General features: G+C 55.0%; 19 protein-coding genes and 1 pseudogene. 7 read left to right on the plus strand and 13 right to left on the minus strand.

All coding sequences use genetic code 11. The features are described 5' to 3' along the window. The first annotated feature begins 56 nt into the window (after positions 1-56). Entirely contained in the window at positions 57-968 is a 912-nt protein-coding gene (locus WH277_RS19925; protein ID WP_133841646.1) for an alpha/beta fold hydrolase, read from the plus strand. Positions 969-1,196: 228 nt separating this feature from the next. Here the strand turns inward: WH277_RS19925 and WH277_RS19930 are convergent. The 3 genes and pseudogenes from WH277_RS19930 to WH277_RS19940 form a co-directional block, all read right to left on the minus strand. After that, a pseudogene (locus WH277_RS19930) lies at positions 1,197-4,281 on the minus strand (efflux RND transporter permease subunit). Then, on the minus strand, positions 4,278-5,387 hold the full coding sequence (locus tag WH277_RS19935; protein WP_339506597.1) for an efflux RND transporter periplasmic adaptor subunit: 1,110 nt from the start codon (positions 5,385-5,387) through the stop codon (positions 4,278-4,280). Before WH277_RS19935 ends, WH277_RS19930 begins: the two are co-directional and overlap by 4 nt. Before the next feature lie 76 nt (positions 5,388-5,463). Further along, positions 5,464-6,078, minus strand: a complete 615-nt coding sequence (locus WH277_RS19940; protein ID WP_133841643.1) for a TetR/AcrR family transcriptional regulator — start codon at positions 6,076-6,078, stop codon at positions 5,464-5,466. An 89-nt stretch (positions 6,079-6,167) separates the two neighbouring features. Here WH277_RS19940 and WH277_RS19945 point away from each other — a divergent pair, with 89 nt between their 5' ends. Then, positions 6,168-7,625 carry an efflux transporter outer membrane subunit gene (locus tag WH277_RS19945; RefSeq protein ID WP_339506599.1) on the plus strand — a complete coding sequence of 486 codons (1,458 nt, stop codon included), beginning with the start codon at positions 6,168-6,170 and terminating at the stop codon, positions 7,623-7,625. Positions 7,626-7,775: 150 nt separating this feature from the next. Here the strand turns inward: WH277_RS19945 and WH277_RS19950 are convergent, their stop codons facing one another. After that, the gene (locus WH277_RS19950) at positions 7,776-8,675 is read right to left on the minus strand and encodes a LysR substrate-binding domain-containing protein (protein WP_339506601.1); all 900 of its coding nucleotides are present in this window, start codon (positions 8,673-8,675) and stop codon (positions 7,776-7,778) included. Positions 8,676-9,076: 401 nt separating this feature from the next. On the opposite strand from WH277_RS19950, the gene WH277_RS19955 reads away from it, so the two are divergent. From WH277_RS19955 to WH277_RS19970, 4 genes are all read left to right on the plus strand, one after another. Beyond that, positions 9,077-9,796 carry a putative quinol monooxygenase gene (locus tag WH277_RS19955; RefSeq protein ID WP_339506602.1) on the plus strand — a complete coding sequence of 240 codons (720 nt, stop codon included), beginning with the start codon at positions 9,077-9,079 and terminating at the stop codon, positions 9,794-9,796. A gap of 41 nt (positions 9,797-9,837) precedes the next feature. After that, a complete protein-coding gene (locus WH277_RS19960; RefSeq protein WP_159336405.1) occupies positions 9,838-10,641 on the plus strand; it encodes a carboxymuconolactone decarboxylase family protein in 804 nt (267 codons plus the stop codon). Between the two features lie 142 nt (positions 10,642-10,783). Beyond that, a complete protein-coding gene (locus tag WH277_RS19965; RefSeq protein WP_244290440.1) occupies positions 10,784-11,491 on the plus strand; it encodes a DUF1266 domain-containing protein in 708 nt (235 codons plus the stop codon). Further along, positions 11,488-14,151: a hypothetical protein gene (locus WH277_RS19970; protein WP_339506604.1), complete on the plus strand. Its 2,664-nt coding sequence runs from the start codon at positions 11,488-11,490 to the stop codon at positions 14,149-14,151. The genes WH277_RS19965 and WH277_RS19970 overlap by 4 nt, the downstream gene beginning before the upstream one ends. 52 nt (positions 14,152-14,203) lie before the next feature. Here the strand turns inward: WH277_RS19970 and WH277_RS19975 are convergent, their stop codons facing one another. The 7 genes from WH277_RS19975 to WH277_RS20005 all read right to left on the minus strand — a co-directional run bounded on the left by WH277_RS19975 (position 14,204) and on the right by WH277_RS20005 (position 23,434). Then, a complete protein-coding gene (locus WH277_RS19975) occupies positions 14,204-15,886 on the minus strand; it encodes an Hsp70 family protein (protein ID WP_374760142.1) in 1,683 nt (560 codons plus the stop codon). 530 nt (positions 15,887-16,416) lie between these two features. Continuing rightward, entirely contained in the window at positions 16,417-16,548 is a 132-nt protein-coding gene (locus WH277_RS19980; RefSeq protein ID WP_339506606.1) for a hypothetical protein, read from the minus strand. Between the two features lie 113 nt (positions 16,549-16,661). Beyond that, complete coding sequence (locus WH277_RS19985) at positions 16,662-18,326, minus strand: ABC transporter ATP-binding protein (RefSeq protein ID WP_339506608.1); 1,665 nt, start codon at positions 18,324-18,326, stop codon at positions 16,662-16,664. After that, complete coding sequence (locus tag WH277_RS19990) at positions 18,316-19,857, minus strand: Sapep family Mn(2+)-dependent dipeptidase (protein ID WP_339506610.1); 1,542 nt, start codon at positions 19,855-19,857, stop codon at positions 18,316-18,318. The genes WH277_RS19985 and WH277_RS19990 overlap by 11 nt, the downstream gene beginning before the upstream one ends. Further along, positions 19,854-20,780, minus strand: a complete 927-nt coding sequence (gene opp4C, locus WH277_RS19995) for an oligopeptide ABC transporter permease (protein WP_205945486.1) — start codon at positions 20,778-20,780, stop codon at positions 19,854-19,856. Before opp4C ends, WH277_RS19990 begins: the two co-directional genes overlap by 4 nt. Then, positions 20,777-21,742 (minus strand): ABC transporter permease, encoded by a 966-nt coding sequence (locus WH277_RS20000; protein ID WP_133841635.1) that lies wholly within the window; start codon positions 21,740-21,742, stop codon positions 20,777-20,779. The genes opp4C and WH277_RS20000 overlap by 4 nt, the downstream gene beginning before the upstream one ends. A 72-nt stretch (positions 21,743-21,814) precedes the next feature. Further along, positions 21,815-23,434 (minus strand): ABC transporter substrate-binding protein, encoded by a 1,620-nt coding sequence (locus WH277_RS20005; protein ID WP_241008277.1) that lies wholly within the window; start codon positions 23,432-23,434, stop codon positions 21,815-21,817. Positions 23,435-23,673: 239 nt separating this feature from the next. On the opposite strand from WH277_RS20005, the gene WH277_RS20010 reads away from it, so the two are divergent. Then, positions 23,674-24,372: an RluA family pseudouridine synthase gene (locus tag WH277_RS20010; protein ID WP_133841634.1), complete on the plus strand. Its 699-nt coding sequence runs from the start codon at positions 23,674-23,676 to the stop codon at positions 24,370-24,372. 1 nt (position 24,373) lies between these two features. Here WH277_RS20010 and WH277_RS20015 read toward each other — a convergent pair whose 3' ends face one another. Both WH277_RS20015 and WH277_RS20020 read right to left on the minus strand, forming a co-directional pair. Then, positions 24,374-24,910, minus strand: coding sequence for a DUF2058 domain-containing protein (locus WH277_RS20015; protein WP_133841633.1), 537 nt, complete (start codon positions 24,908-24,910; stop codon positions 24,374-24,376). A gap of 117 nt (positions 24,911-25,027) precedes the next feature. Beyond that, a complete protein-coding gene (locus WH277_RS20020; protein WP_339506615.1) occupies positions 25,028-25,786 on the minus strand; it encodes a hypothetical protein in 759 nt (252 codons plus the stop codon). Positions 25,787-25,862: the final 76 nt, after the last annotated feature.

Genomic DNA, 25,862 nt, shown 5'->3' on the forward strand with positions numbered 1-25,862 from the left:
ACCCTTCTGTCAGCTTGACCTGGTTTATCAGGGATAAAATAACAAGGACTAAACGCATGCTTACCGTAAATATTCGAGCCACGATCGGAGGGGCTCTTTTATTGATGTCAGTCGTGGTCTCAGCGTCCGCAACTCAGTCTTTGTCCGTACCTTCTGAACATCCGAACTCGCAGCGTATCTCTGTACAGACGGAAGGTTCAGGAACGGATGTCATATTGATTCCGGGGCTGGCGTCGTCTCGCGAAGTTTGGGCCGAATTAGCATCAACTTTACGCAGGAGCCACCGTATTCATCTTGTTGAACTTGCGGGCTTTGCAAGTACGCCTGCCATTTCCAATCCTGAGGGAAAGGTCATCGCTCCGGCAGTTGACGCCATTGCTGATTACATTCACACCCAGCACATAAAAGCACCGGTGATCATTGGCCATTCTCTTGGAGGGGAGATTGCATTGATGCTGGGGGCCCGTCATCCCGACCTGGTCGGTCGTTTGATGATCGTCGATGCCTTGCCGTTCTATACGTTGATGATTGACCCTGCGGCGACCACCAAAACCGCTGCCCGGCATGCCACAGCCACGCGGGATTGGCTACTGGGGCAGTCGCCGGAACAAATCAAAGAGTCTCAGAATACATCTATCGCCCGTTTAGCTAAGACCGAGGCTGTGAGGCCTGCTCTGGTGGCTGCGGGGATCCATTCTGATCGCAAAACCGTTGCGGATACCGTGTATGAATTGATGATTACCGATTTGCGCCCCGAGCTTGGACGCATTAGAGCGCCGATTGAGGTCGTGTACGCGTATGACGCCTTATTCGGGGTTCCTGCAGCCAGCGTGGATGCGATGTACCGTAAAGCCTATGCATCTGCATCTGATATCCATTTCACGCGTATCGATGACAGTTTTCACTTTGTCATGCTTGATCAGCCAGAACGTTTTTCCAGCGCGGTTGAGTCATTCTTAAATCAATAAAGGATGCTGCTACACATCAAGTTGACGTTGGAGCTGCAGCTAAGTCCGGCCAGCAGATATAGCTGCCAAAAACAGCGATCCGGTGAACCCACTTGCCGCTCCGCTTAAGTGAAAGGCATCGCGGCATGAGGTTTTTTTGATGGTAAACCGGTCACACTCGCTGACCGGATCCCTGCTTAGCATCGTGATTAAAGCATCATGGTGTCATGCCCGTCTGCTGGCATCATGTCAGGCTTTGTTTTCGGTAAACTCCCCCTTATCGGGCCGTATCCTGAACCAGATGGCATACATGGCAGGCAGGAAGACCAGCGTGATGATGGTGCCGCCAAAGGTTCCGCCAATCAGGGTATAAGCCAGCGTGCCCCAGAACACCGAGTGCGTCAGTGGGATAAACGCCAGAATGGCGGCCATTGCCGTGAGCAGCACCGGCCGGGCTCGCTGCACCGTTGCCTCCACCACCGCATGGAAGGGTGCCAGCCCTTCCTGTTCGTTGTGATGGATCTGCCCTATCAGGATCAGGGTGTTACGCATCAGGATGCCCGATAGCGCAATGAGTCCGACCAGCGCATTGATGCCAAACGGCTGATTGAACAGCAGCAGCGTGGGCACTACGCCAATCAGCCCCAGTGGCGCGGTGAGGAAGACCATCACCATCGCCGACATCGACCGCACCTGCAGGATAATAATCAACAGCGTCATGGCGATCATGACCGGGAACAGCGGTGCCATCGCCTGGGTGGCTTTGCCGGATTCTTCAATAGAACCCGCCTGCTCGATGCGGTATCCGGCCGGAAGCGTATCGATGACCGGCTGCAATGCTGTCATCATTGCCGTCGAAACATCCGGCGGCTGCAGGTTTTCGGCAATGTCCCCCCGCACGGTAATGGTCGGCGTACGATCGCGACGGCGCAGAACAGGATCTTCCATTTGCACCTCAACCTCCCCGATCTGCGACAGCGGAATGCGCTGGCCGGAAGAGCCCACTAAGGTAAAGCCCGCTATTTTGGCCGGGTCGAGCCGGATATCTCCTGCCGCCCGCCCCATGACCTGCACCGAACGAATATCTTCACGCACAGCGGTAACAGGAACCCCAGAAAGCAGGAACTGAAGCTGCTGCGCGACCGCATTCGATGTCAGCCCCACCGCCTGCAGGCGGTCCTGATTGAGGGTGAAATGCAGCGCCGGTACACGCGGCCCCCAGTCGGTGTTGACGGTCCTCATCATCGGGCTGGCCTGCATCACCTTTTCGACTTTGCCTGCAATTTCGCGCAGTTGAGTCGGATCCGGCCCCATAACACGGTAAGCCACCGGATACGGTGAATACGGACCAAACACCAACTGCGTCACGCGCACGTGCGCCTCAGGCGCCAGGCCGCTGGCCGCTGCCTCACGCAGTCTGAACTTGAGCGCTTCGCGCGCTTCCTGGCTGTCCGTCAGCACGACAATTTTCGCGAACGACGGATCGGGCAGCTCGGGTGCCATCGCCAGATAAAAACGTGGCGATCCCTGGCCGATGTAAGATGTGACGATTTTTGCCTCTTTTTGCTTTTCCAGCCAGGCTTCGATTTTCGCCGTCGTGGCGCTGGTCTGTTCAATCGCAGTGCCATAAGGCATCTGCACTTCGACCAGCACCTCCGGACGATCGGAGGTAGGGAAAAACTGTTTTTTCACCAGTCCCATACCGAGAATCGCTACCGTAAAGACGGCAATAACGGTGCCAGCCACTATCCACTTGCGCGCGATCACGCGGGTCAGTACACGGCGAAAACGGTTGTAATGGCGGGTGTTGTAGATAGCAGCGTGTCCCCCTTCAACCTTTTTGATGTCGGGCAGCATTTTCACGCCCAGATAAGGCCTAAACCACGACCGCCACGACCCAGGAGGCAATCAGGGCGATACCGACAATCCAGAACATGTTGCTGGTGTATTCGCCGGCGGTGGACTGGGCAAAACCATTGGGCATGAAACCGACGGCAGTGACCAGCGTGCCCGCCAGCATCGGGGCCGCCGTGTGGCTCCAGGCATAGGCCGACGCTTTGACGCGGTCGTAGCCCTCTTCCATTTTCACCACCATCATCTCGATGGCGATAATGGCATCATCGACCAGTAACCCGAGAGCCAGGATCAACGAGCCCAGGGTAATGCGGTCAAAGTTTTTGCCGGAAGCCTCCATCACCACGAAGACGATCGCCAGCGTTAACGGCACCGCTGCGGCCACCACCACGCCCACGCGCCATCCCATACTGACGAAGCACACCACCATCACCACCAGCAGCGCGACAAAGAATTTAATCATAAACTCGTCAACGGCGGAGCTGATGTTGACTGACTGATCCGTGACCTTGGTCAGGGTCATGCCCAGCGGCATGCCCTCATTGATGTTGACCATTTCCGTATCCAGCGCCTTACCCAACTCCAGACCGTTCCAGCCGTCGCGCATGATGACGCCCAGCAGCAGCGCCGGTTCACCCTGATTGCGGATCTTAAAGGTTGCAGGGTCTTCATAGCCACGCTCAACGGTGGCTACGTCAGAAAGCTGCAGGGTCCTGCCCTGCACAACGACGGGCGTTTTGCGGATTTTTTCCAGTGTGTCGAAGGCACCATCCAGGCGGATAAAGACCTGCGGCCCTTTGGTATCAATCGAACCCGCGGGCGTCAGGACGTTCTGGCTGTTGAGGGCGGAAAAAATATCCTGAGGAGAAACGCCCAGCGTGGCCAGCCGGTCATGTGAGAACGAGACAAAGATGCGTTCGGCCTGTTCGCCAATGATATTGACCTTCTTGACCCCCGGCACATGCAGAATTTGCTGGCGCAACGCTTCCGCATCGCGCACCAGCAGCCGCTGTGGCTCGCCTTTGGCCTTCAGCGCAAAGAGCGCAAAGGTCACGTCGGAGAATTCATCATTGACCATCGGCCCGATGACGCCTGCCGGCAGGTTTTTGGTCTCATCCCCCAGCTTCTTACGTGCCTGATAAAACGCTTCCTGCACCTGTGAAGGCGGTGTGCTGTCCTTCAGCGAAAGCATGGTAAAAGCCAGACCGGGACGCGTATACGTTTCGCTGCGGTCATACCACTTCAGCTCCTGCATCCGCTTTTCCAGCGGTTCAGCCACCTGATCCTGCATCTCCTGCGCGGTGGCGCCCGGCCAGGCAGAAATAATGGTCATCTGCTTGACCGTAAACGGCGGGTCTTCAGCCCGTCCCAGTTCAAAAAATGAAAGAATACCGGCCACAGTAATCAGGATAATCAGGAACAGCGTGATTGAGCGCTCACGCACGGCGAGCGCTGAAAGATTGAATCGCCCCCCGCTCATGGCTGGCTCCCGGCGACGCGGGCATCGCTTTGTTCGGCCATGCGTACGGCATCACCGTCATGCAGCAGATGCGCTCCCAGGGCGACCACCTGCTCTCCCGGCTTAAGGGAACCGGTCACCCTCGCCGCATCGTCACCCAATCCCTGCACCTGTACAGGCCGCCATGACACTTTGGCGGGCTTACCCGAAATCTCCCAGACCCCCGGCCCTTTGCCCGGATCATAGATGGCCGCTAAAGGCACCTGCATCACCTGGCCCGGTAATTTATCGTCTGCAATATGAAGGGTAACGGTGGATCCCAGAGGCGCGCTCGCCAGTGCCCCCTCAAGCACATATCTTGCCTCGAAGGTACGTGTGAGTGGATCTGCCGCATCGGAAAGGAGCCGCAGTTTCGCAGGGACGGACTGTTTACCGGTACCGTACAACGTTGCCCCTGCCTCGCTTCCGGCAGCCGGGCGTAGCGTCTCGGGCAACTGCACGATGGCCTCGCGCTGCCCTGCTCTGGCCAGACGAACCACCGGCTGACCGGCACTGACAACCTGACCGGGTTCAGCCAGCGTATCCATGACCACGCCGTCGGCATCCGCCAGCAGCACGGCGTAGCCCGTCGCGTTTTGCGCCACATTCGCCTGTGCCTGGGCCGCACTGAGTTCGGCTTTCGCCGTATCGGCAACGGCCTTGATCTGATCGTAGGCCGATGCCGATACGGCACCGCCCGCAACCAGCCCGCGGTAACGCGCCTCGTCAGCAGACGTTTGTTTTGCACGAGCCCGTGCCGCCGCGACGGCCTGTTGCTGAGCCTGCGCCTGCAGGCTCAGGTCAACCGGATCCAGACGCATCAATGGCTGGCCGCGTTTAACGGTCTGGCCGGTATCGACCAGACGTTCAAGGATTTTGCCTTGCACTCTGAAACCGAGATCGCTTTGAATCCGGGCGACAACAACGCCGGTAAATGATCGGGAGACATCGGCAGCACTCACCACGGTCGCAGACCTGACCAGAGGAGGCTGAGTACGAGGGTCGTCGGTGACGGAAGTGTCACCGCAGGCCACAAGGGCAAGTGGCAACAGGCAAACGGCAAAGGTGGCAGGATTAAGCCTGAGCATGGGTTCCCTTCATTACGTTAACAGGAGAGTAACCGCATTCTCAGACCAGTGACCAATAATGTCAATAGTCACCTTTTCAGGGTGACAAACTTCTCAGGATCAGTGAGGACAGGAGCGTAGCCGCAGCCGGTGCTGTTTCCAGATTGTATTGTAACTGGACAGGACTGATGTAAGGCCGCATGACCAGATATATCGCATGAGCCGCCTCGTCCAGCGGGGTTTTACGTTCAAATTCTCCCGCCTGCCGCCCTTCAACAATGATTTGCTCAATCAGTTTTCGCAACCGTTCTTCATGAGCCTCTGCTGACGGCCACTTGTCCCGCGCCGCGACGGCAGCAATGTCGTAAAGCTTGCGATCGTGAAAAAACAGATCACTGCCGGCTTCAGTCAGTGCTCTGAATAAACGCCGCAATTTTTCGGAAGCTGACGGCGCATCAGCAATCGCTGAATTGACAATCGCCATGATCATCGCCAGCCGGTTGGTGCAGATCACCTCGCCGATCGCCTGCTTGGAATCAAAAAATTTATAGATATAAGCTTTTGAAAAACCTATCGCTTTTGCCAAATCGGAGACGGTGGTTTTTTCATAGCCAAAATGCCCGAAATGCTCTGTGGCCGCGTCCACAACCTGATCGCGAACACCGTGATCCGATGGCCCCCTTGGGGCATGTACATTTATATGTTTAGTCATTTTTCCAGCTTAGCTCAATGAGCCCTGATTGACAACGAGTGACCATTTGGTAATGTAGTCACTCCTCAAAATTGACTCAAGGAATATCAATGTTCCCCCTCCGTACTCTTGCACTGGTGGTGAGCGCCGGCTTACTGGCGGGTTGCGCCGTCGGGCCGGATTATCATCGCCCGGATGCGCCACTTGCGGAACGCTATCAGGCGCAGTCGGCCGTCCAGCAGAGAAGCGCATCCCGGCCCGCCACTTTTGCTGAGTGGTGGGACGGCTTCGACGATCCCCTGTTAAGTCAGTTCGTTGCGGATGCCCTCGCGCAAAATCTCGACCTCGCCCAGGCCACTGCCCGCATGGCCCAGGCCCGTGCCGGACTGGGCGCAGCCACAGCAGCGCTGTTGCCCTCTGGTAACATCAGCGGGCAAGCGGCACGCGCGTATCAGTCGGCCGAAACCCCGCTGGGTCAGGTTCTCAGCGCCACGCAGGATTATAATCGCTACGGCAGTAGCGATGAAACCAATCTCAACGCAAGCTGGGAGATTGACGTATTTGGGGGGCTGCGACGTGGGCGACAGGCTGCACTCGCAGACTATCAGGCTTCCGAAGCGGGCGTTGCCGCAACCCGTCTTGCCGTCGCGGCGCAGACTGCCGATATCTATATTACCCTGCGCGGATTACAGACACGGCTGTCCATTGCGGAGAAACAGGTCAGTACGCAGCAGGAACTGCTGGAAAAGGTACAACTCCTGAACGCTAAAGGACTGGCGCCCGGGTATCAGGTTCGCCAGACCGAAGGGGAACTGGCGCAGGTTCAGGCAACCGTACCGGTTCTCCGTACGGGGCTTGATGCGGCCATAAATGCATTAGACGTTATGCTTGGCACGCCGCCCGGCACCCATCGCGCTGAGTTAGCGTTGCCGGGGACCATTCCGCAGGCTCCGCAAATCGTCTCAACGGGCACACCTGCCGACCTGCTGCGCCGCAGGCCTGACATTATCGTGGCGGAACGTCGTCTCGCCGCCTCAAGTGCACGCATCGGCGTGGCCATCAGTGAGTATTATCCGAAGTTTTCACTCAGTGCACTACTCGGCAGCGCAACCGCCGTGTCGGGGAATAACCTGTTCTCCGGCGGAGCCAGCCAGTCGGCAGGCGTGCTGGGACTGCGCTGGCGGATCTTCGATTTCGGTCGTATCAACGCCCAGATAAACCAGGCAAAGGGCCAGGAACAGGAGGCGCTCGCCGCTTATCGTCTGTCGGTATTACGCGCTACTGAAGACGTCGAAAATGCCTTCTCCGCTCTGATCAATCGCGAAACACAGGCAGCCACGCTGACACGAGGTGAAACCGCGCTGGCCAGCGCGCGCGAATCGTCATTCATTGCCTTCCAGCAGGGAACAGCCAGCCTGATTGACGTCCTGCATAACGATGAAACCCTGTTGCAGGCTTCCGATGCCAGAGTACAGGTCCAGACAGAATCCGCACGCGCCGCTGTCGCTACGTTCAGGGCGCTCGGAGGGGGTTGGCAGCCCCCGGAAGCGGCCCCAAAGCGTTCATAAATCGCGTGTCCGGGGACACACGGGCAAAGACATGACGAACCTTCTACCGCGGATAGCATCAGGTAACCGTACTGATAACCGGTGGTATGGATGAAAAAAACAGGTACTCCTGGCGTTAATACGTTAACCGAAGAACGGATCTGAGCACGTTTACCCGCCGGTGGTTGTGATGAGGAAATCAATCAATGTCTTTACTCGTTTCGTTTTACCCGCGCTTTTCGGGTAATAGACATAAACCGGTGGGTATGTTTTCCAGTAGCGCTCCATCACGGGGATCAGTTTTTCCCGATCCGGTTGTAAGCGGTGAATGGGTTCAAATAACCTTCCAATCCCCAGCCCGTTACGTATTCCGTCAGCCATCACCTCAATATCATTGCTGATTAACTGGCCGGGCATCTCAACGGTCAACAGCTCCCCGTGGTCATCCAGGATCAGGGGCAGAATTCGGTTGTTGGTGATAAAGCGATACCCGATAAGCTTGTGCTGATAGAGATCGGCGGGTGCCTCAGGCGTACCGTACTCGGCAAGATAGGCAGATGAGGCATACAGCCCTTCCCTGAAGGGCTTCATTAACGGGCGTGCCACTACGCCGCCATCCAAAATATCGCCAAAGCGGATCCCCAGGTCGAAGCGATCGTCAATGATATTCACAGTGCCGTCGTAAACTGAAATCTCTAGCTGGATACCCGGATACTGCTGACAAAACGCGGCCATCACGGGTTTGAGTATCAGCAAATACGCGAAGCGAGAGAGGGTAATCCTCACCAGACCTGACGGTTCCTGATTCTGATCGCGGATGCTTTGCAACGATTGCTCAAGCGAATCCATCGCTACTGCGGTTCGCTCAAGCAACTGCTGCCCGATATCGGTCAGCTCAATGCGCCGCGTGGTTCGTACAAAAAGCGGATGCCCAATGTGTTGCTCCAGCAACTTCAGGGCATGGCTCACTGAGGGAGGGGTAATTTCATGCTTACGAGCGGCCGCTGAGATACTGCCTTCCCGGGCAATACTTTGAAAAATACGTATCTGGTTATAAATGGCGTTATTCATAGCGTCATCCTCAAACAATAGCCACCTGATTGTTAGATACAGACTAAATATCCTTAAGTCAATGATGGCCTAATCTTCCCGAAAAAGTGAACTTATACTTCTCATCTGTTCAATCTGAGAGTCAGTTCGGGAGACTGAAATGCAAGTTCTATGTTTGGATAATTGGGGGCTGATATGTGGGATTATCGTGACAACCAGGATGCGCAACGCATTATCGGTGAGGTGTACAAAAGCGAATGAATAATATTCTGATCATTTCCAGCCATCCTGACCTGAGTTCATCCATCGGTAATGCAACCATTCTGCGAGAAGTGGCTGCTGCCAGGTAGGCAGTTTATCGCACGACTGAAAAAGTGATTTTCCGTTATATGAATATTAACCCTCGATGATAAAGGTTATCTGTGAAAAACATTGGCGTAATGACCCTCAGTCTGATGATGAGCAGTTCCGTCATCGCGAAAGCAACGAATTCTCCGCACAGCCCGGTAATGAGCATTTTTGAGCTCAGCGTGAAACCCGATAAAAACCCGCAATATGATGAAATGGCAAGGGATACGATTTCCACGTCACTCGACGAGGAAGCGGGGACGCTGGCGATGTACGCCCTCAAGCATAAGGATCATCCGCAACAGGCTTACATGGTTGAAATATATAAAAACAAAGAGGCTTATCACCATCACCTTAATTCTGCGCAATATAAGAAATTTATTGCCCATGCCCCTGAAATAATCAACCAGAAGCATCAGATAAAGTTAACACCACAATTTCTCAGCGATAAGCCCGTGATACAAAATTCAGGAACGATCAATAATCTGGTGGTTGTCGATGTGAAACCTGAATTTCAGGAGGCATTTAAACGTATTGTTCTTCCTGAAATGGCGGAGTCCATCAGAATTGAGCAAGGCGTTCTTGCTATGTATGCCGCAACGGATGTGAACAATAAGTACCGCTGGTATTTTTATGAAATTTACGCCAGCGAGGCGGCTTATCAGCAACACAGGCAGACGCCGCACTTTCGGGACTACATCGCGCAGACAGCACACATGGCCGTCAGCAAAGAATCCCTCCCTGTCGCCCCGCTCTCTCTGCGAAATAAAGGCGAAATACGGTTTGTTGAGTGAGGCTTCAGCTTAGCCGTTCAGACAACAGGTGAGGCGCTAACATGAAAAAGGTCATTGCGGCAGCGGCAATGTCGCTTGTGCTTGCAGATGTGACGAATGCAAATGAAAAAAGAGGTGAAGCTATGTTGAAAACTGAACCATCAGGCCTTTCCGAGGCCGATATTCTGTCTGTCTCTCCGGCACTTGCCCGGTATGGTCGCGAAGCCATTACAGAGGATCTCTGGCAGCGCAATGCGCTTTCTCCACGGGACCGCAGCATGATTACCGTCGCCATCCTCATTGCCAGAAACCACCCCACTGAGTTGAAGTATTACCTCGAGGTCGCGCTAGACAGCGGCGTCACAGCGGCCGAAGTTTCGGAAATGATCACTCACCTTGCCTTCTATTCCGGCTGGCCAAATGCCATGTCGGCGATTAGTGTCACGAAAACTGTTTTTCAGGAGCGTGGGGTCAAGGCTGAAGATCTGCCTGACGCCTCACCGGAACTGTTACCGCTCAATCAGCAGGCAGAAAACCAGCGTTCGGAAACGGTGGAAAAAAATGTGGGTCCCCTTTCTCCGGGGCTGGTCAAATTCACCGCCACCCCTCTCTTCCTCGATCTCTGGCAGAGACCTGCGCTGAAGCCCCGTGACAGAAGTCTGGTGACGGTCAGCGCGTTAATCGCTTCGGGACAGAGTGCGCAAATTAGCTATCACCTTCATCGGGCGATGGATAATGGTCTGACGGCTGCAGAAGCCGGTGAAATTATCACTCAGGCAGCTTTCTATGCGGGCTGGCCAAATGCTTTTTCTGCGGCGCCGGTGGTGGGTGAAGTATTACGTACGCGGCTGCCCAAAGAGGATTAATACGCCTTACATGAGGGGTGGAGGGTTTTAGTACAACAATGAATTGACTCAACTAAAAATTAACCGTCAGAAACATTTCATGTAACCTAAGCGCACTTTTTTCAAATGGATAGCGGATACCCCCCTACCGGAGAAATGCTCAGTGATTGATGATTCTGCACGGCGCTGGTTGCTCGCGCTTTCAGCCCCGATGGTGGCGATAAATGCCGGAGCGGGTGCCGCCTACGACTGCGATCAGTTTTATCCGTTTGATACCGGCGTGGACCTGAGTGACAGCTGGGGCATTGATTCCCGTGAAGAGCTGTTTGAGATGATTGTCAGGATGAGCGACAACGGCCACGCGGACGATCTGGCCCATTACTTCAGGCTCTGGCACCGTCTGCCCCTGACAGAGTGGCAGGATTATGCGGCACATCAGGCGCCGGACGTACAGCCCCTGCTGGCACTGGTGGCTGACAGCGCGGTGATGTGCGGTGACGGCGGGATCCGCGCCTGGGATTTGGCAAGAATGGGCTTTCTTTGCCGTATCGCGCTGCTTAACGGCTGGATTACGCCGCATGAAAACCTGTGGCTGCACAGCCGTCTGGCAGCGCGAGCTCGTTACTACTACACCAGCTGGCAGCGCTATAACGCCGGTTTTATCATCGGAAGGCTCTACTGGCAGTCACTCAATGCCTCCGACGCCGATGCCCGGCGTTATGCCTTCAGTGCCGATGCCGGTAGCACCACCAATATTGAATTAATGCGCCAGCTTTACACGCATCCGGATAGCCCGGTATCCCAACTGCCGTGGCACATCGCGATGAATGAAATTGAGAAACCCGCATCATTGCCGGAGATGGATCTATGAGTAACCCGTCATGTTGGGAAACCCTGGGCATTGAACCGACGCAGGATCAGCAGGTGATTCGCCAGGCCTACCGCGACCTGCTGCCCACCTGCCACCCGGAAAGCAATCCGGAAGGGTTTAAGCGTCTGCGTGATGCCTATGAACAGGCGCGTAAAGGCGTGGATGAACCCGCCACCCTGATGCCGTTTGCGCCACCAGCCCCCCCGCCAGAAACCCCCTCAGCCGATCCCACGGGCCTGCTTGATGCCTTCAGCCAACTGATCGCCTCCCCCGCTGAGCGTTATCTGCCGATCAACTGGCTGCGGTTTATCAGCCAGCTCGACGCTCACCCCGTCGCCACCATCGACCAGCTCCGCTGGCCGTTACTGGAGGCCGTTTTGCAGGTGAATTTTGTCTCGGCCGACTGCCTGCTACTGCTGGCTAACCGCCTGCAATGGCGCATGCGTCTGCAGGAACTTGATCAGGACATGGGCGCACGGGCGGACGACTTACTGAACTTTGCCGAGGGCGGCGACATTTTCGATCTTTCGACGCTGGCCCCTCTCAGTCTGGCAGCACAGGACGAAACGCTGGGTTATTTCCATCAGATTCGGCACTTTTACTGGGAACAACCGACGGGCTGGTTGCGGCATCTGCTGAGAGAACCGCGTGTGATTTACTGGCCATCGTGTCCACGCCTGATGAAACAGGTAGCACGCTGGTTTAATGTCGCGGCAGATTCTAACGCGGAGGTGCGTGACTACTGCCTGCGGCAACAGGAACGCCATCCGGATGACCCTGAGTGGCTTTATCTGAGCGCCAGCCACTGCAGTATGATGGGGGATCATGACACAGCCTTCCCGCTGTGGCTCATCCTGCATGAACAGTACCAGCATGCCGAAGCCGAACAATGGCTGCTGGCGTGGTGTGCCAGCCATTCTCCGGATTACCTGCCCCTGCTGATTCAGGCCTTTGACCGCCCGGATGTTCCACCGGCGGCCTCCGCCACCGACGAGGAGGAAACTGCTTATCGGCCGCAGGCACAATCACCTCAAACGCTGGTGCGCTGGGCCGAAACGATACCTGTGGATGTGTCCCCTGTCACCACTGACTTCATCAGCTGGAAATCAGGCCGCTATCGCGCGCAGGTGATGTTCCCGCATCTTTTGCAGGTCGATGGCTCGGATACACTGCTGCACCTCTACTGGCAGGCCAGCATGTTAACGATGGGCAATGAAGCCTTATTACAGGCGATCCTTGACCAGCCGCTTCCCACGGCACCGCTGGAAGCGCTGATCTTACGCGGTCTGCAGCGCCAGGCCGCACTGCGCCTGGCGTGGCTTCAGGATTCACCGGTGCTGGCGGCTTTCAGCGCGTGGTTATCTGCGCCAGAAGAGACGCCGCTGCCTGAGATTTTCGCCGACAGCGAGGGTGCCGCCTGGAAACAGAGCATCGCCTGGTTGTGGCACTGGCGCCCGCTTCCCCCTCACAGCCTGTCCAGGATGGCGCAACATCCGGCGTATGGCGAGAGCGTGTTGCCAGCGCATACCAGCTGGCTGTGCTATCTCCTCGGTCATGCCAATATTGCCTTGCCGGAAGAGGACCAGACGCCGCCGCACGATGCGCTGCGTCAGGTGATGCTGCTGGAGACAATGCTCGAACTGGATATCGGCAACATTTCCCTGCTCAGCCAGCTGAAGAATTTCCCGCTGGATGAACAGCACCCCTTCTGGTCGATGTATCAGGTATTTACCCAAATTGACCCGGCTCAGGGTGATGAAGTTGGCCAGCTCAAAAGCCATCTGGACCTGAACAACTCGCTGCATTTCAACTGCTGGACCCGGCTACCCGTCAGTATCGAAGAGTATATTGCGCGGCGTGAAGAGATCTCCTCCAACTCGGCCCACTACTTCTATCGGTATCAAGCCGAGTGGCAACCACGGCTGGCGCAATCCCCCTTCGCATATCAGGCCCTGTACCACGCGGTTTTCCTGTCGCATGACAATGCGCAGTATGCACAGGAAAATCTGGATGCTCTGGAGGCCCTCACCGCCAGCTCGCCAGAAGAAGCCGCGTTTAAGCAGCAATTGCTGTTACGCCAGTTGCCGGTATTCCCGACAGACGACACGGTTGCCAGCGGGGCAAGCAACGCGTCGGCGATCGCCCTGGGGATCCATCAGCTTGGCAGCAATCCGGAATATTTGCTGGACGCCAAACTGAGTGCCGCTGCCGGGCACTGTGCTGACGATCCCGCAATGGATATTGCGTTGCGCTTAGCGGCAGCGACGATGCTGCAAGTCAATACCCGCCGTCAGAATGCGTTCGAGCAGTACCCGCAGCGCCGCAGTTATTTCTGGCAGTTCTGGCGGGTTAATTCACGCCTGGGTCGGGTGGGGTTGATATTGCAGATTGTGCTGGGGAGCGAGCTCGCTATCCTGCTGGTAAACGCGATTGTCGCTGAAGGGCAGCTGGCGAATACCGCGCTGTCAGCGCTGCTGGTGGTGATGAACGTTTACAGCGCGATCGTGCGCCGTGGACGGGATTTGGGCCTGGCCTCTGCGGATAAACTGAAAGAGATTAAAATTCCGGTGCTGAAACTGCTGGGGATGTATCTGTTCAAACGCGGGATGCCTGAGCCAAACCGCTTTGGCCCTCCGCCCGGCTGGCGGCGAAAGAAATAGTCGGAAAGATGTGTATGCCGCCCTGGTTCACGGGCGGCATATTTTTTTGGTTTTACAGCGTCATGTCCTTGAGCATGCCTTCCAGTTGCTGACGCAATGGCGCGATACGGCTTTCCTGTTGGCTGGCTAACGCCATTTCAAACTCTTCTAACCACAGGCCAATCTGTCCACGGGTATCGCCCAGCGATTGCGCCCAGGATTTCTCCAGACGCGCCAGCAAGTTGCGGTTCACCAGCGTGTCGCGGGGATGAATTTTCACCGCTGTTAACCGTTCACGGCTGCGCTGCTGCTGTTCCGGGCTGAGGCCAATCGGGCTGTGGTCGATCACTTTACTTAGTGACTCACCGCTTTCGGGCAAATGCACATCCACTTCCAGCAATCCGTTAATGTCATAACTGAAGCGCACGTCGATATTCTGTAACGCGCCGTTGGGTTTGACCGGCACCTGTAATTCATCGATAAAAATGTTGTTGGCGACCAGGGGATTCTCACCCTGATAGATAGCAATGCGGATAAACGTCTGTTCGACGTGACGGGTCGTGAACGTCTCCACCCGTGACGCCGGTACAACGGTATTACGCTCAAGGATCGGGGAAAATATCCCGCTCCTTTGCTCGCTGGCGGTGGCAATACCGAGCGTATAAGGGCAGACATCGGTGAGGATCACCTCTTCAATATCTTCATTACGCAAGCGACAGGCGGCCTGTGCGGCGGCACCGAGCGCAACAATGGTGGCAGGGTCCAGATGCTGGTGAGGCAACTTCCCGAACAGTTTCACCACCAGCTTCTGAATCACCGGCATACGCGATGCACCGCCGACCAGGACCAGATGATCAAGCTGCTCCGGCCGCAGACGGGCATCGTGCAGCGCCTGTTCTATCGGGGCTCGCAGACGCGTCATCAGCGGCAACCAGATCTGTTCAAGTTTCTCTTCATCAAACAAGAGCGTCCACGCCTTATCCTGCCACTGCCAGCTCAACTGATTCGGGGCATTATGCTGACCGAGCTGGCATTTTAGCTGTTCAGCACAATCGGAGAGGCGCGCCAGTTCGGTCGCGGGGATTGTCTCCGCGTTGAGCTTCCACTCACGGAGACAGGCATCAATCATCGCCTGGGTAAAATCTTCACCGCCCAGATAATTGTCGCCAGCCGAACCATGCACCTCGATCAGCGGCAGATCGTATTCCAGCACCGTGACGTCAAAGGTTCCCCCGCCGAGATCAAAGACCAGCGTGCGGCCGGTATTTTGGGTATGCAACCCGTAGGCCATGGAGGCGGCGGTCGGTTCGTTAATCAGCCTGACAGCATTGAGCCCTGCCAGTTCTGCGGCAAAGCGGGTCTGTTTGCGTTGTTCGTCGCTGAAATAGGCAGGCACCGAGATCACCACGTCGGAAATGTCATGACCAAGGTAAGCCTGAGCATCCGCTTTCAGGGATTTCAGCACCAGCGCCGATAACTCGGGCGCATCAAAGGTTTGTGTCTCAAGCCGAAACTGTTTCTTACTGCCCATAAAGCGCTTAAACAGCGCCGCTGAGCGCTGCGGATGGGTGGTCAGACGCGACAGTGCCGGGCGGCCAATCAGCATTTGTCCATCGTCATCCAGGCTCACCACCGACGGTGTTAAATATTCATTCAGCGCATTGGGGATCAGCCGTGCCTGGCCGTCCTGCCAGACGCTGATCAAACTGTTGGTGGTGCCTAAATCAATACCGATCGCCGGGACAGCCATCTTCAGTTCCGTCATGATTCTTTCTCATCAATGATGTGTTCCATCGATTTTATTCAATCATATTGAATTATAGAAGCCTTTGTCACACAGCAGAGTCACCATACTGTATCAAGCCGAGTGAAATTGCAGGCGCCTGCTGACAGACTGCTGCCAGGTTCAGGGGGGACAGGGTAACAGTGGCCCACAAGAACGTGGACCGTTGAAGTTTATCTGGCGTTATGCTCATCACGCTTTTGTTTCAGAGTAGAGGAAAGCCATTCCAGGAAGCCAAGAAGTGTTGGTGTGTGATATCTCGTATCCCCCACAGAGCCGTCGGTAAGTTCATTCAGGGCAACAACTGCGGATTCATTATCCGGGTAACATTGGCGGAAGTCGTCAATATTGGTAATCAGGTTATCGAGATAATGACCACCATCTTCAACATAAATCTTAAAAGCAGAATCGACAATCTCTTGATAAGTTTCGCCATATTCATCGCTATCCTGTCCAAAAAAAAAGATAAAAAAGGTACTGATAGTTGTGAATTTTTTTAATTTTTAAAGCACCGGGTAAGCTGTTGCTATGTAGTAGTGTTTATTATTATATCGTTGTTTCTTCATTACCGATTCATTCTCCATGACTGCGGCCAGTTGCACCGGGGTCATGGCAATACAAAAACCGTTTTCCATCACATTTCCCTGTTATTAAACAATCCAGGGCTGAGGGTAAATAAGTGGGAGGACGCGGTAAATATTATCCTGTGCGCCATCCTCTTTTTCATAAAAACACTGACACGGCACTGTCAGGTCACAAGTTCCCAGGGGTGAGCAAAAAGCCACGGCGCTCGCTGGCGGCGTTTTTTTTTCTGATGCTGCGGATCGGCAAAAGGAATGCTGTCGATCAGCGATCGCGTATAGTCACTGGCAGGCCGGGAGAACAACTCACTGACCCGCCCCTGCTCAACCACATGACCGTCTTTCAATACCAGCACCGACTGGCACAGGCTGCGCACCACCGCCAGGTCGTGGCTGATAAACAAGCAGGCAAACTGATACTCCTTTTGCAGATTGCGCAGCAGTGTGAGGATGCTTTCCTGGATAGAGACATCCAGTGCCGAGGTGGGTTCGTCAGCAATTAATAGCTGCGGGTTCAGCGCCAGCGCACGGGCAATCGCAATGCGCTGGCACTGCCCGCCTGAAATCTCATACGGATATTTCTGCTGCCATTCGGCGGGAAGCCCAACCTCCGTGATTAATGACGTCACCCGCTTGAGGATCGCCGCCTCTTTTAACGTGGTGTGCGTGCGCAAGGGTTCAGCAATCGACTGGCCGAGCGTCATGCGGGGATTCAGCGAGCTAAGCGGGTTCTGGAAAATAGCCCCAACCTGCGATTTAATCGCTTTGCTGCGCGTGCGGCTGGGATGATAAATCGCCTCGCCCGCCAGCGTCAGCGTTCCCTGGTGCGGTTTAATGATGCCCAGCAGGCTGCGACCCAGGGTGGTCTTCCCCGATCCGGACTCCCCCAGCAGGCCGAGGAACTCGCCTTTGCCGATGTTAAAAGAGACGCCATTAACAATATTATGGCGCTTGCCAAACCCTGCCGGATAACTGATGTGCACGTCATCCACCCGCACCAGTGCCTCAAACGTTTCCTCAACGGCGACCGGTGTTGATGTGGATGATGGGATCGCCGCCAGCAGCTGGCGGGTATAGGCACTTTCAGGCGCGCGGAACAGGGTTTTTGCCGCACTGTTTTCCTCTATTTTTCCGTGCCGCATTACAATCACCCGCTGTGCAATATCAGCGACCACGCCCATGTCGTGGGTGATCAGCAGCAGCGCCATACCGGACTGCTGGTTCAGGCTGAACAGCAGGTCGAGTATTTCCTGCTGAGTGGTCACGTCCAGCGCAGTGGTCGGCTCATCGGCAATCAGCATCTTCGGGCGTCCGGCCAGCGCCATCGCGATCATGATGCGCTGGATCTGGCCACCTGAGAATTGATGAGGGTAGTTCTTCAGGCGTTTATCCGCCTGCGGAATGCCCACCTGCGACAGCAGCTCAATGGCACGCGCCTTGCGCTGTGCAGCCTTGAGTGACGGATCGCACAGGGCAATCGACTCATCCAGCTGGGTGCCGACGGAGAAAACCGGGTCGAGCGATGACGTCGGGTCCTGAAATACCATCGCGATCTCCCGCCCTCTGAGGGTGGAAAGTTCAGTACGATTTAACCTCAGCAGATCGATACCCTGAAACAGGATCTTGCCGGAAACGATGGCATTCGCCGGTAATAATCCCGGGATCGCCTGCGCAATGGCCGATTTTCCAGCCCCCGACTCGCCGATGACGGCCAGTATTTCTCCGGCAGCGAGACTCAGGCTGACCTGATCCACTGCGGTCACGCCTGCGTCCTGCCCCGGATAGCACACGGACAGCCCTTCAATGCGGAGTAACGGTGTGTTATCCGGCATTGTCGATTAATCCCTGCGCCAGCCAGCTGTCTAACCGCGGAATGGCGATCGCATAGACTTTAAACGCGCGCTTCAGGTTTTCAATCGACACAAACTCGTCAGGGCCGTGCGGAGAGCCATGCCCGTCAGGGATAAAGTCAGGGCGCTCGCTGACGTTTTCACCGTTAAACAACGCCGATGCACCCCGGCCAAATCCCGGGCCAAAGGTGATGGCGTTCGGCAATACCCGCGCATGGGTGCCGCCGCCCATGGTGTAAGGGTCGGTTTTGGCGTCCGCTATCGCGTCATAGGTTTGCTGCAAGCGCTGCACCAGCAGGCTGTCTTTATACACATGCATCGGCACGTCGTCACGCAGGATCGTTAAGCTGCCGTTCAGCGGCGCAATGGTCTGTTTCAGCGTCGCCAGCAAACCGTCTTTATCGGTAAAAATCGGATAGCGAATATCCAGATAGATCGCCACACCGTGCGCATTCGGGATCGCTAATCCCCCGTTCAACGTCAGCTTACCGGTCTGCTCATCTTCAAAGGCAATACCCGCTCCGTGCCCCCAGGGATCGGCCAGCAGCTGCGCAATCAGCGTTGCCGCATTGAGATCTGCATCAACCAGCAGCCCGGCACCCACGGCGGCATTCAGCAGCAGCGGGATGGCATTTTGCGTGTTTTCAGGAAAGGCGGCGTGCCCGGATTTGCCATGCGATACCAGCAGCACATCGCTGCCGTCAGGCGTAATCGACAGCGATTCGCGCAGCCCGGCCGGTAATCGGGCAAGCGCGCTGTCAACGGTGGCAATGTCCGTCGCGGTCAAACGCAGTGTCGCACTGGCCGGAACGGCATTTTCCGCCACGCCCGCCGACAGACGGGATAACACCGGGCCGGTCGGGATCTGTAAAATCAGGTTCAGACCGCCTTTTTGCGCATAGTTGACGGGGAATGCGCCATCGGTGATCACGGAAAAGCGCGGAACCGGCCCGTTTTTCGCGAAGTATTTCATGTCGCCCATACCAATTTCTTCTGCGCCCCCGTAGATCACGCGCAGCTTGTGATGCAGGGAGACGCCGAGATCGCGGAAGGCACGCAGCAGGTAGAGGTCCAGCAGCGCCGGGCCTTTGTTATCCGATGCCCCGCGGCCAATAACGAAACCCTGTTTGTGGAACGGTTCGAACGGCGCAAAGGTCCAGTTATCGCCAGGTGGCACAACATCAAGATGCGAGATCAGCCCCAAATCCTGGGTCGCGTTGCGGTTATCCGCCAGCACAGACAGCGCGTGCCCCTGATGCGCTTCGGTGGCAAAGCCCAGCTTCTCCGCCTGCGCTTTAACGTGCTGGAAAATCGCTTCCACCTCGTTACCATAGGGTTTGCCGTCCTGCGCTAATTTCTCATCGGCAATGCTCGGATAAGCCACCCATTGCAGCAGGTCCTGAATGAATTCTTCACGGTGTTGCTCAAACCACTGTTCAATTTTTTCCGAAAAAGCGGTCTCCTCTGCGGAGAGATTTCCGGTAAAGCCTTTTTCCTGCAGTGACTGACTCATGCGCTTTTCCTTTTTTGGGAGAGTTTCAGCGAGTGAAGGTGGATATCTTTCACCGGGACCGCAGGCCGTGGATTTAACACCCGGGCAAGCCCCTCGCCGATAAAGTTGATCGCCAATACCATCAACACAATGGTTAAGCCGGGGGGGATCCACAGCCACCATTCGTCATCAATGACTCTGATACTTTGCGCCGCCGACAGCATGTTGCCCCATGACGGCTGCGGCTGTTTGACGCCCAGCCCAATAAAGCTCAGCGCGGCTTCGGCAAGAATCGCATTCGCCACCGCGAGGGTAAGATTTACGACGATGGGCGCGCAGGCATTCCTCAGCAAATGCCGCCAGACAATCGTGAAGCTGCTCACGCCCATGGATTTTGCGGCCTGAACATAGCCGCTTTCGCGCAGCGACAGCAGTTCAGCGCGCACCAGCCGGGCGATGCCCGTCCAGTGAAGCACGCCGATGATCAGAATCACGTTCCAGACGCTGGCACCCAGCAGGGCGGCGAGAGTTATCGCCATCGCGTAAAAGGGAAAACACATGATGATGTCGGTGATGCGCATAATGATCATATCGGCCACACCGCTTTTATAGCCCGCGATGCTGCCGAGTACGATGCCGATCGCCGCCTGAAAGAGCACCGCGGCCAGCGCGACCATGATGGATACGCGGCCGCCGTAGAGCAGCCGCGAGAATACATCGCGGCCAATCTCATCGGTACCCAGCCAGTGTTCGCTGCCGGGCGGTGCCTCAATATTGTAGAGATCCATATCATCGGGGTTGTAGGGTGTCAGCCAGGGCGCGAAGAGGGAAAAAGCAGCAAGCAGCGTCAGTAGAATCAATCCACTGACGAAATAGTGATCCTTCAGCAGGGGATGCAGCCGGGTTCGCGGCCGCAGAGCCGCGTCATCATGGTTCAGCATCATCGGGTCAGCCTTACTCGCGGGTCGGCGAGTGCATAGAGAATATCCGCGAGGATATTGATGGCTAAAGTGATCACCGCCAGAAAGAGCACAATGCCCATCAACAGGGGAAAATCGCGTGACTGGATAGCATCAAAACTCAGACGTCCGATGCCCGGCCAGTTAAAGATAATCTCGGTCAGCAGCGTTGCCGAGAGCAGCGCCGGGATCTCCATCCCCACCACGGTAATCAGCGGTTTGGCGGCATTTTTCAGCAAATGCGGATAGATCACGCCCGATCGCCTCATTCCCCTGGCGAACAGCGCCTTGATAAAGTTCTGGTTAATTAACTCGCTGATGCTGGAACGCAGGTAACGGCTAAAAATAGCGATGTTGCCTAACGCCAGCGTGACTGCGGGCAAAACAAGGTGTTTAGCCACATCGACAATATGATCAAAACCGGTAAGGTGACTGCCCAGCGTAGAGACGCCCGAAACGGGAAACCAGCGCAGATTCATGGCAAAGACTTTCACCAGTAAAATGGCAATAAAAAATACCGGAATGGAGAGGATGACAAAAGACAACAGCGAGACCGCGATATCCGCCGTAGCACCACGGCGCAGACCGAGATAAATCCCCAGCGGCAGCGCCACGATTAAGGTGATCAACAGCGAACTGCCCGCCAGCAATAGCGTGTTGAAGACCCGTTCACCGATAAGCGTGAGTACCGGTGCCCCACTCTGTAAGGAGTAACCGAAGTCACCCACCATCGCTCGCGAAGCCCAGCGCAAGTATTGCAGCCATATCGGGTCCAGGTAGCCAGCCTGACGCAGCATTTCCTGTTTCTGCTCTGGCGTTGTTTCGGGCGAGATCATGCCGACCAGCGGATCGCCGGGCTGTAACTGTATTAAGAAGAAGACCAGCAGCGAGATGCCGATAAGCACCGGAACAGCGATCAGTAACCTGTGAAAAATAACCCTGAACATAAAAAATCCCGTGCTGAAGTGAACGGGTTTTACAGAAGAGGTGCTCTGTAAAACCCTGTACCGTGCAATGCGTTACTGTTTTACGCTCCAGCCAGCGACATCGGCGAAAGGTTCATAAGGGTAAGAGTGATAGCTTGTTATTCGCTTACTCAGGGCGTAGCCGATATTGGGGATGTAGAGCCAGACGTGCGGCACTTCTTCATTAATCCCGGTTAACCACCCGCCAACGCTGGTCTTGAGGGCGTCACGGTCGATGGTGGCATTAAACTGACTGGCGAAAGCGTCCAGCTGTGGGGTGGAGAATCGTTCCCACCAGAAGTTGTTATCATATTCGCCAGGCCTGAAAGTCCCTCCCATCAACACGCCATCGTAGACTTGCGCTTTGTCCTGCAAAATAGAGAGCGTGGCGTTGAAGTCGGCGACGTTAAGCACCACGTTGATGCCGATTTTTTTCAGGTTTTGCTGAATAACGGGTGCGGTGAGTTCGCGGGTGCGGTTCCCTGTCGGGTAGTTAATGGTTAGGGTGAAATCTTTGCCGTCTTTATCGACAACGCCATCACCGTTGGTGTCTGCCCAACCGGCTTCTTTTAATAACGCCTTCGCCTTTTCAGGGTTATAGGCATAATTATTTAACGCTTTAGGGTAGTAAGGGCTGTGCGGATTATCTTTGGTATTGAATATCTGAGCGTGACCGTAGAGTAATTTATCGATAATCGCCTGTCGGTCAATGCCATAGACCAGCGCCTGTCTGACCCGGCGATCGGACAGATTTTTATTGCGCGTATCCAGTGATAAATACTGTGCACCTACGCCCGGCTGCTCAATAATCTGAATGCCGGCATTTTTATACGTCTGTAAATCGCGGCCATTCCATGATGAGAGTTCAGCAATATCAACGTCGCCATTGATCAGCTCATTCTGTACCGTCTGTGCGTTAGAGACTTTAAATATCAGCGTTTTGGTTTTCGGTTTTCCGCCGTAATAGTCGTCGTTGCGTTCCAGCTTGACGTACTGATCCGGGAGAAACTCGACAAACTTGTAAGGGCCGGTGCCGACCGGGTTGCGCAGCAGGTCAGTCGCTTTATTCCACTCTTTAACCGGGACTTTGCTCCAGATATGTTGGGCCAGCACCGGACGGTCGGCAAAGTGAGAGAAGGCCGCAGCATACGGGGCTACAAAGGTGAAGCTCAGGGTTTGCGCGTCAATCACCTTGATGCCCGCTAAACGGTCCGTTTTACCCATATGGTAATCCTCGTAACCCACCAGGTGTTTGACAAAGCCAGGGGTGTCTTTCGGGAAGCCCGCATCGGCTTCGGTGGCATAGGTAAAATAGACATCTTCCGCGGTAAACGCGGTGCCATCATGCCATTTCACGCCCGGTTTTAAATGCAGCGTCAGTGTTTTTCCGTCAGCCGAGTAGTCATATTTTTCAGCGAGAGACGGTTTTGGGTTTTGCTGTTCATCGAGGGTAAACAAGCGGCCAAACAGAGTGAATATAACCGCGCGATCGTAGTCAGTAAAATAAAGCGTGGGATGGAAGTTACCGCTGGGATTGCTCCATATTGCGTAGCGAATAATATTATTACTGTTGTTATTCTCTGCCGCTGCAACGTTAAACGCCGTCAGGCTCATTGCCGCAAAAGCAATGGCTTTTGAAAATCCCTTCATTCCCACCCCAGATAAAGTTGTCATAATTCACCCCGTCATTTTACTTCCAGAGGTAAATTAATAATAAGCCCATCGTTAATACGCTATTTTTAACAACGTTACTGTTTGAAACAAACACAAGCAAATAGAATGATTGGTAATGGTTATCTGATTATGTTGCAAGTGAGGTGACGGCACGCTGACGCCCACGGGCGCACAGCCAGATTCGCCAGCTGGCTGAAAATTCGTTATTATCCGCCCCCACTCGCTACCGGGGCAGTCTGATGTCTGTGATTTTCGATACCTTTATTGCCCCACCCTGCCATGACAAGATTGAAGTCCTGTATCAGGACGATCACCTGGTGCTGATCAATAAACCCGCCGGGCTGCTCAGCCTCTCGGGGAAAAATCCGCTCAATCTCGATTCAGTGCATCACCGGCTGGTACAGCTTTTCCCCGGCTGCACCCTGATCCACCGGCTTGATTTCGGCACTTCCGGGCTGATGGTGATTGCGCGCAATAAGGCGATCAATGCCGCCCTTTGCCAGCAGTTCAGCCAGCGTACGGTAACCAAGGTGTACAGTGCACTGTTGTGCGGGCATCTGGATAATGATGAAGGGATCATTGATGCGGCGATTGCCCGCGATCCGGCGCTGTTCCCGCTGATGTCGATTTGTGCCATCCACGGTAAACCCGCCCGCTCCCGCTATCGGGTCGTTGAGCGCATTGTTCAGGAGCAGGAAGACGGGACGTTACTGCCTGTGACGCGGGTACAGCTCACCCCGGAGACCGGGCGCACCCACCAGCTACGCATTCACTGCCAGCAGCTGGGCCACCCGATTCTGGGCTGCGATCTGTATGGCGGTCGCCTGTTGCCAGGCACCGAACTGACGCCGCGGATGATGCTGCACGCCAGTGAATTACATTTTGTTCATCCGATCAGCGAAGTGCCGATCAACGCCTGCAATGCCTCGCCGTTCTGATTTACCACATCAAATCATCAGGTACTTTGAAATCAGCATACGGATCGTCTTCGTTTTGCTCTTCCAGGCTCAGGGCGCTATTTAACACAATGCTGCCTGCATCGCGCTGCGCAATCTTATCGGCGACCACGGCGGGAATGATGACGTATTCGCTTTCGCCGCTGTTGCCGAGCAAACGTGCAATGGCGAGGCGACCGCTGATAAGCTGAGCTTGCGTGGCCTTATCGACGGCGATTTTCTTAATCAGGTTGTTATCGGTGAAATTAAAATCAATGTTGCCTTTGGCAATGTCGACTTTGTTCATCTCAATCAGCTGCTTCACCTGCGCTTTATACTCTTTCGATAACGCCGCCTGCTTCTGCTGTTCACTGAGCAGCTTATCCCGCTCGATCTGCGCTTTTTTATTCTCTTCTACCGCTTCTCTGGCCTCACGGGCCTGAGCCTTAGATTTTTTGACCGTTCTCTGAACTTTGGCCATTTTTTTGCTGCTGACTAATCCCGCTTTCAGCATCTGCTCTTGCAAGGTGAGTTTTGTCATGTTCGCTTCTAAATCCGTTGAATAATGCGGGGGATTATACCTTTAATTTTTAGGGCTGTACCAGGTTGCGCCAAAATAGCCAGCCTTGCCGGATGGCCCCACAGGCTGTTTACTCTGCTACTGCGCACTCTCTGCAAACGGCACTTTCACTTCCCGACTGACGGTGGTGATTATCTCAGACTTATCGGTAAACGACGGCCAGTCGGAAGATTTGTTGATGAACTCCCAGGCATAGTACGCCTTCCCCTGGTCCAGTATTTTCAACTGCAAAACACGCCAGCTCTCATCGTGACAATGGGACTTGCGGGCATAATCCTGTTCAGAGAAACAGGCCCGGATCATTTCACGGGAGGAAAACAGAATATCTTTGAAGGCGGCGTTGTAACTTCCGTCATCATTCAACTGCATAAAGTCGGCGTAATTTTCTTCACGCCCGCCGCCCGAATACCCCGTCGACCATTGCGACACCAGGGCCACCGCCTGCTGGCTTTTACTCAGGGGATATAACGCGGGGTAGAGTGTGACACCGTTTGCAGACAGCTCATCATCACCCTCGTTCTTATCACTGTGACTGTGATGATACGGGCTAAAATCCCACGTTCCTTTCACGCGCCAGGTGCTGCCCGTTTTCTCAATCTTCATCAACTCGGGGGAGGAATTGATTAAATAGACGGTGTTCGCATCGGCCTTGCTCTTCCATAAGGTGGTTTCTTTCCCGGCGTTACAGCGATCTTTTAAAGCGGCACACAAACTGTTGTACTGATCGCTGCCGCTTTTCACCGCCGTCAATGCCAGCGGCCTGATGGAAGGTGGCACCTCAGCCGCCAGGACGGATGCCGATGCCACGGCCAGAAACGGAACCCAAAACCTGATCATAGTGCTCTCAAATAATGATGGCGTATCAAGGGATTATGAAGAATACGCCAGGCAATGCAAAGCAGTAATCAACGCA

The sequence above is a fragment of the Erwinia sp. MYb416 genome (genome assembly GCF_037479575.1).
Classification (GTDB): domain Bacteria; phylum Pseudomonadota; class Gammaproteobacteria; order Enterobacterales; family Enterobacteriaceae; genus Erwinia; species Erwinia rhapontici.

Bases quoted from the DNA above. Each gene is read 5' to 3' on its own strand.
- WH277_RS19925 (WP_133841646.1), top strand. From the start codon at position 57: ATGCTTACCGTAAATATTCGAGCCACGATCGGAGGGGCTCTTTTATTG.
- WH277_RS19935 (WP_339506597.1), bottom strand. From the start codon at position 5,387: ATGCTCAGGCTTAATCCTGCCACCTTTGCCGTTTGCCTGTTGCCACTT.
- WH277_RS19940 (WP_133841643.1), bottom strand. From the start codon at position 6,078: ATGACTAAACATATAAATGTACATGCCCCAAGGGGGCCATCGGATCAC.
- WH277_RS19945 (WP_339506599.1), top strand. From the start codon at position 6,168: ATGTTCCCCCTCCGTACTCTTGCACTGGTGGTGAGCGCCGGCTTACTG.
- WH277_RS19950 (WP_339506601.1), bottom strand. From the start codon at position 8,675: ATGAATAACGCCATTTATAACCAGATACGTATTTTTCAAAGTATTGCC.
- WH277_RS19960 (WP_159336405.1), top strand. From the start codon at position 9,838: ATGAAAAAGGTCATTGCGGCAGCGGCAATGTCGCTTGTGCTTGCAGAT.
- WH277_RS19970 (WP_339506604.1), top strand. From the start codon at position 11,488: ATGAGTAACCCGTCATGTTGGGAAACCCTGGGCATTGAACCGACGCAG.
- WH277_RS19980 (WP_339506606.1), bottom strand. From the start codon at position 16,548: ATGGAAAACGGTTTTTGTATTGCCATGACCCCGGTGCAACTGGCCGCA.
- WH277_RS19985 (WP_339506608.1), bottom strand. From the start codon at position 18,326: ATGCCGGATAACACACCGTTACTCCGCATTGAAGGGCTGTCCGTGTGC.
- WH277_RS19990 (WP_339506610.1), bottom strand. From the start codon at position 19,857: ATGAGTCAGTCACTGCAGGAAAAAGGCTTTACCGGAAATCTCTCCGCA.
- opp4C (WP_205945486.1), bottom strand. From the start codon at position 20,780: ATGATGCTGAACCATGATGACGCGGCTCTGCGGCCGCGAACCCGGCTG.
- WH277_RS20000 (WP_133841635.1), bottom strand. From the start codon at position 21,742: ATGTTCAGGGTTATTTTTCACAGGTTACTGATCGCTGTTCCGGTGCTT.
- WH277_RS20005 (WP_241008277.1), bottom strand. From the start codon at position 23,434: ATGACAACTTTATCTGGGGTGGGAATGAAGGGATTTTCAAAAGCCATT.
- WH277_RS20010 (WP_133841634.1), top strand. From the start codon at position 23,674: ATGTCTGTGATTTTCGATACCTTTATTGCCCCACCCTGCCATGACAAG.
- WH277_RS20015 (WP_133841633.1), bottom strand. From the start codon at position 24,910: ATGACAAAACTCACCTTGCAAGAGCAGATGCTGAAAGCGGGATTAGTC.
- WH277_RS20020 (WP_339506615.1), bottom strand. From the start codon at position 25,786: ATGATCAGGTTTTGGGTTCCGTTTCTGGCCGTGGCATCGGCATCCGTC.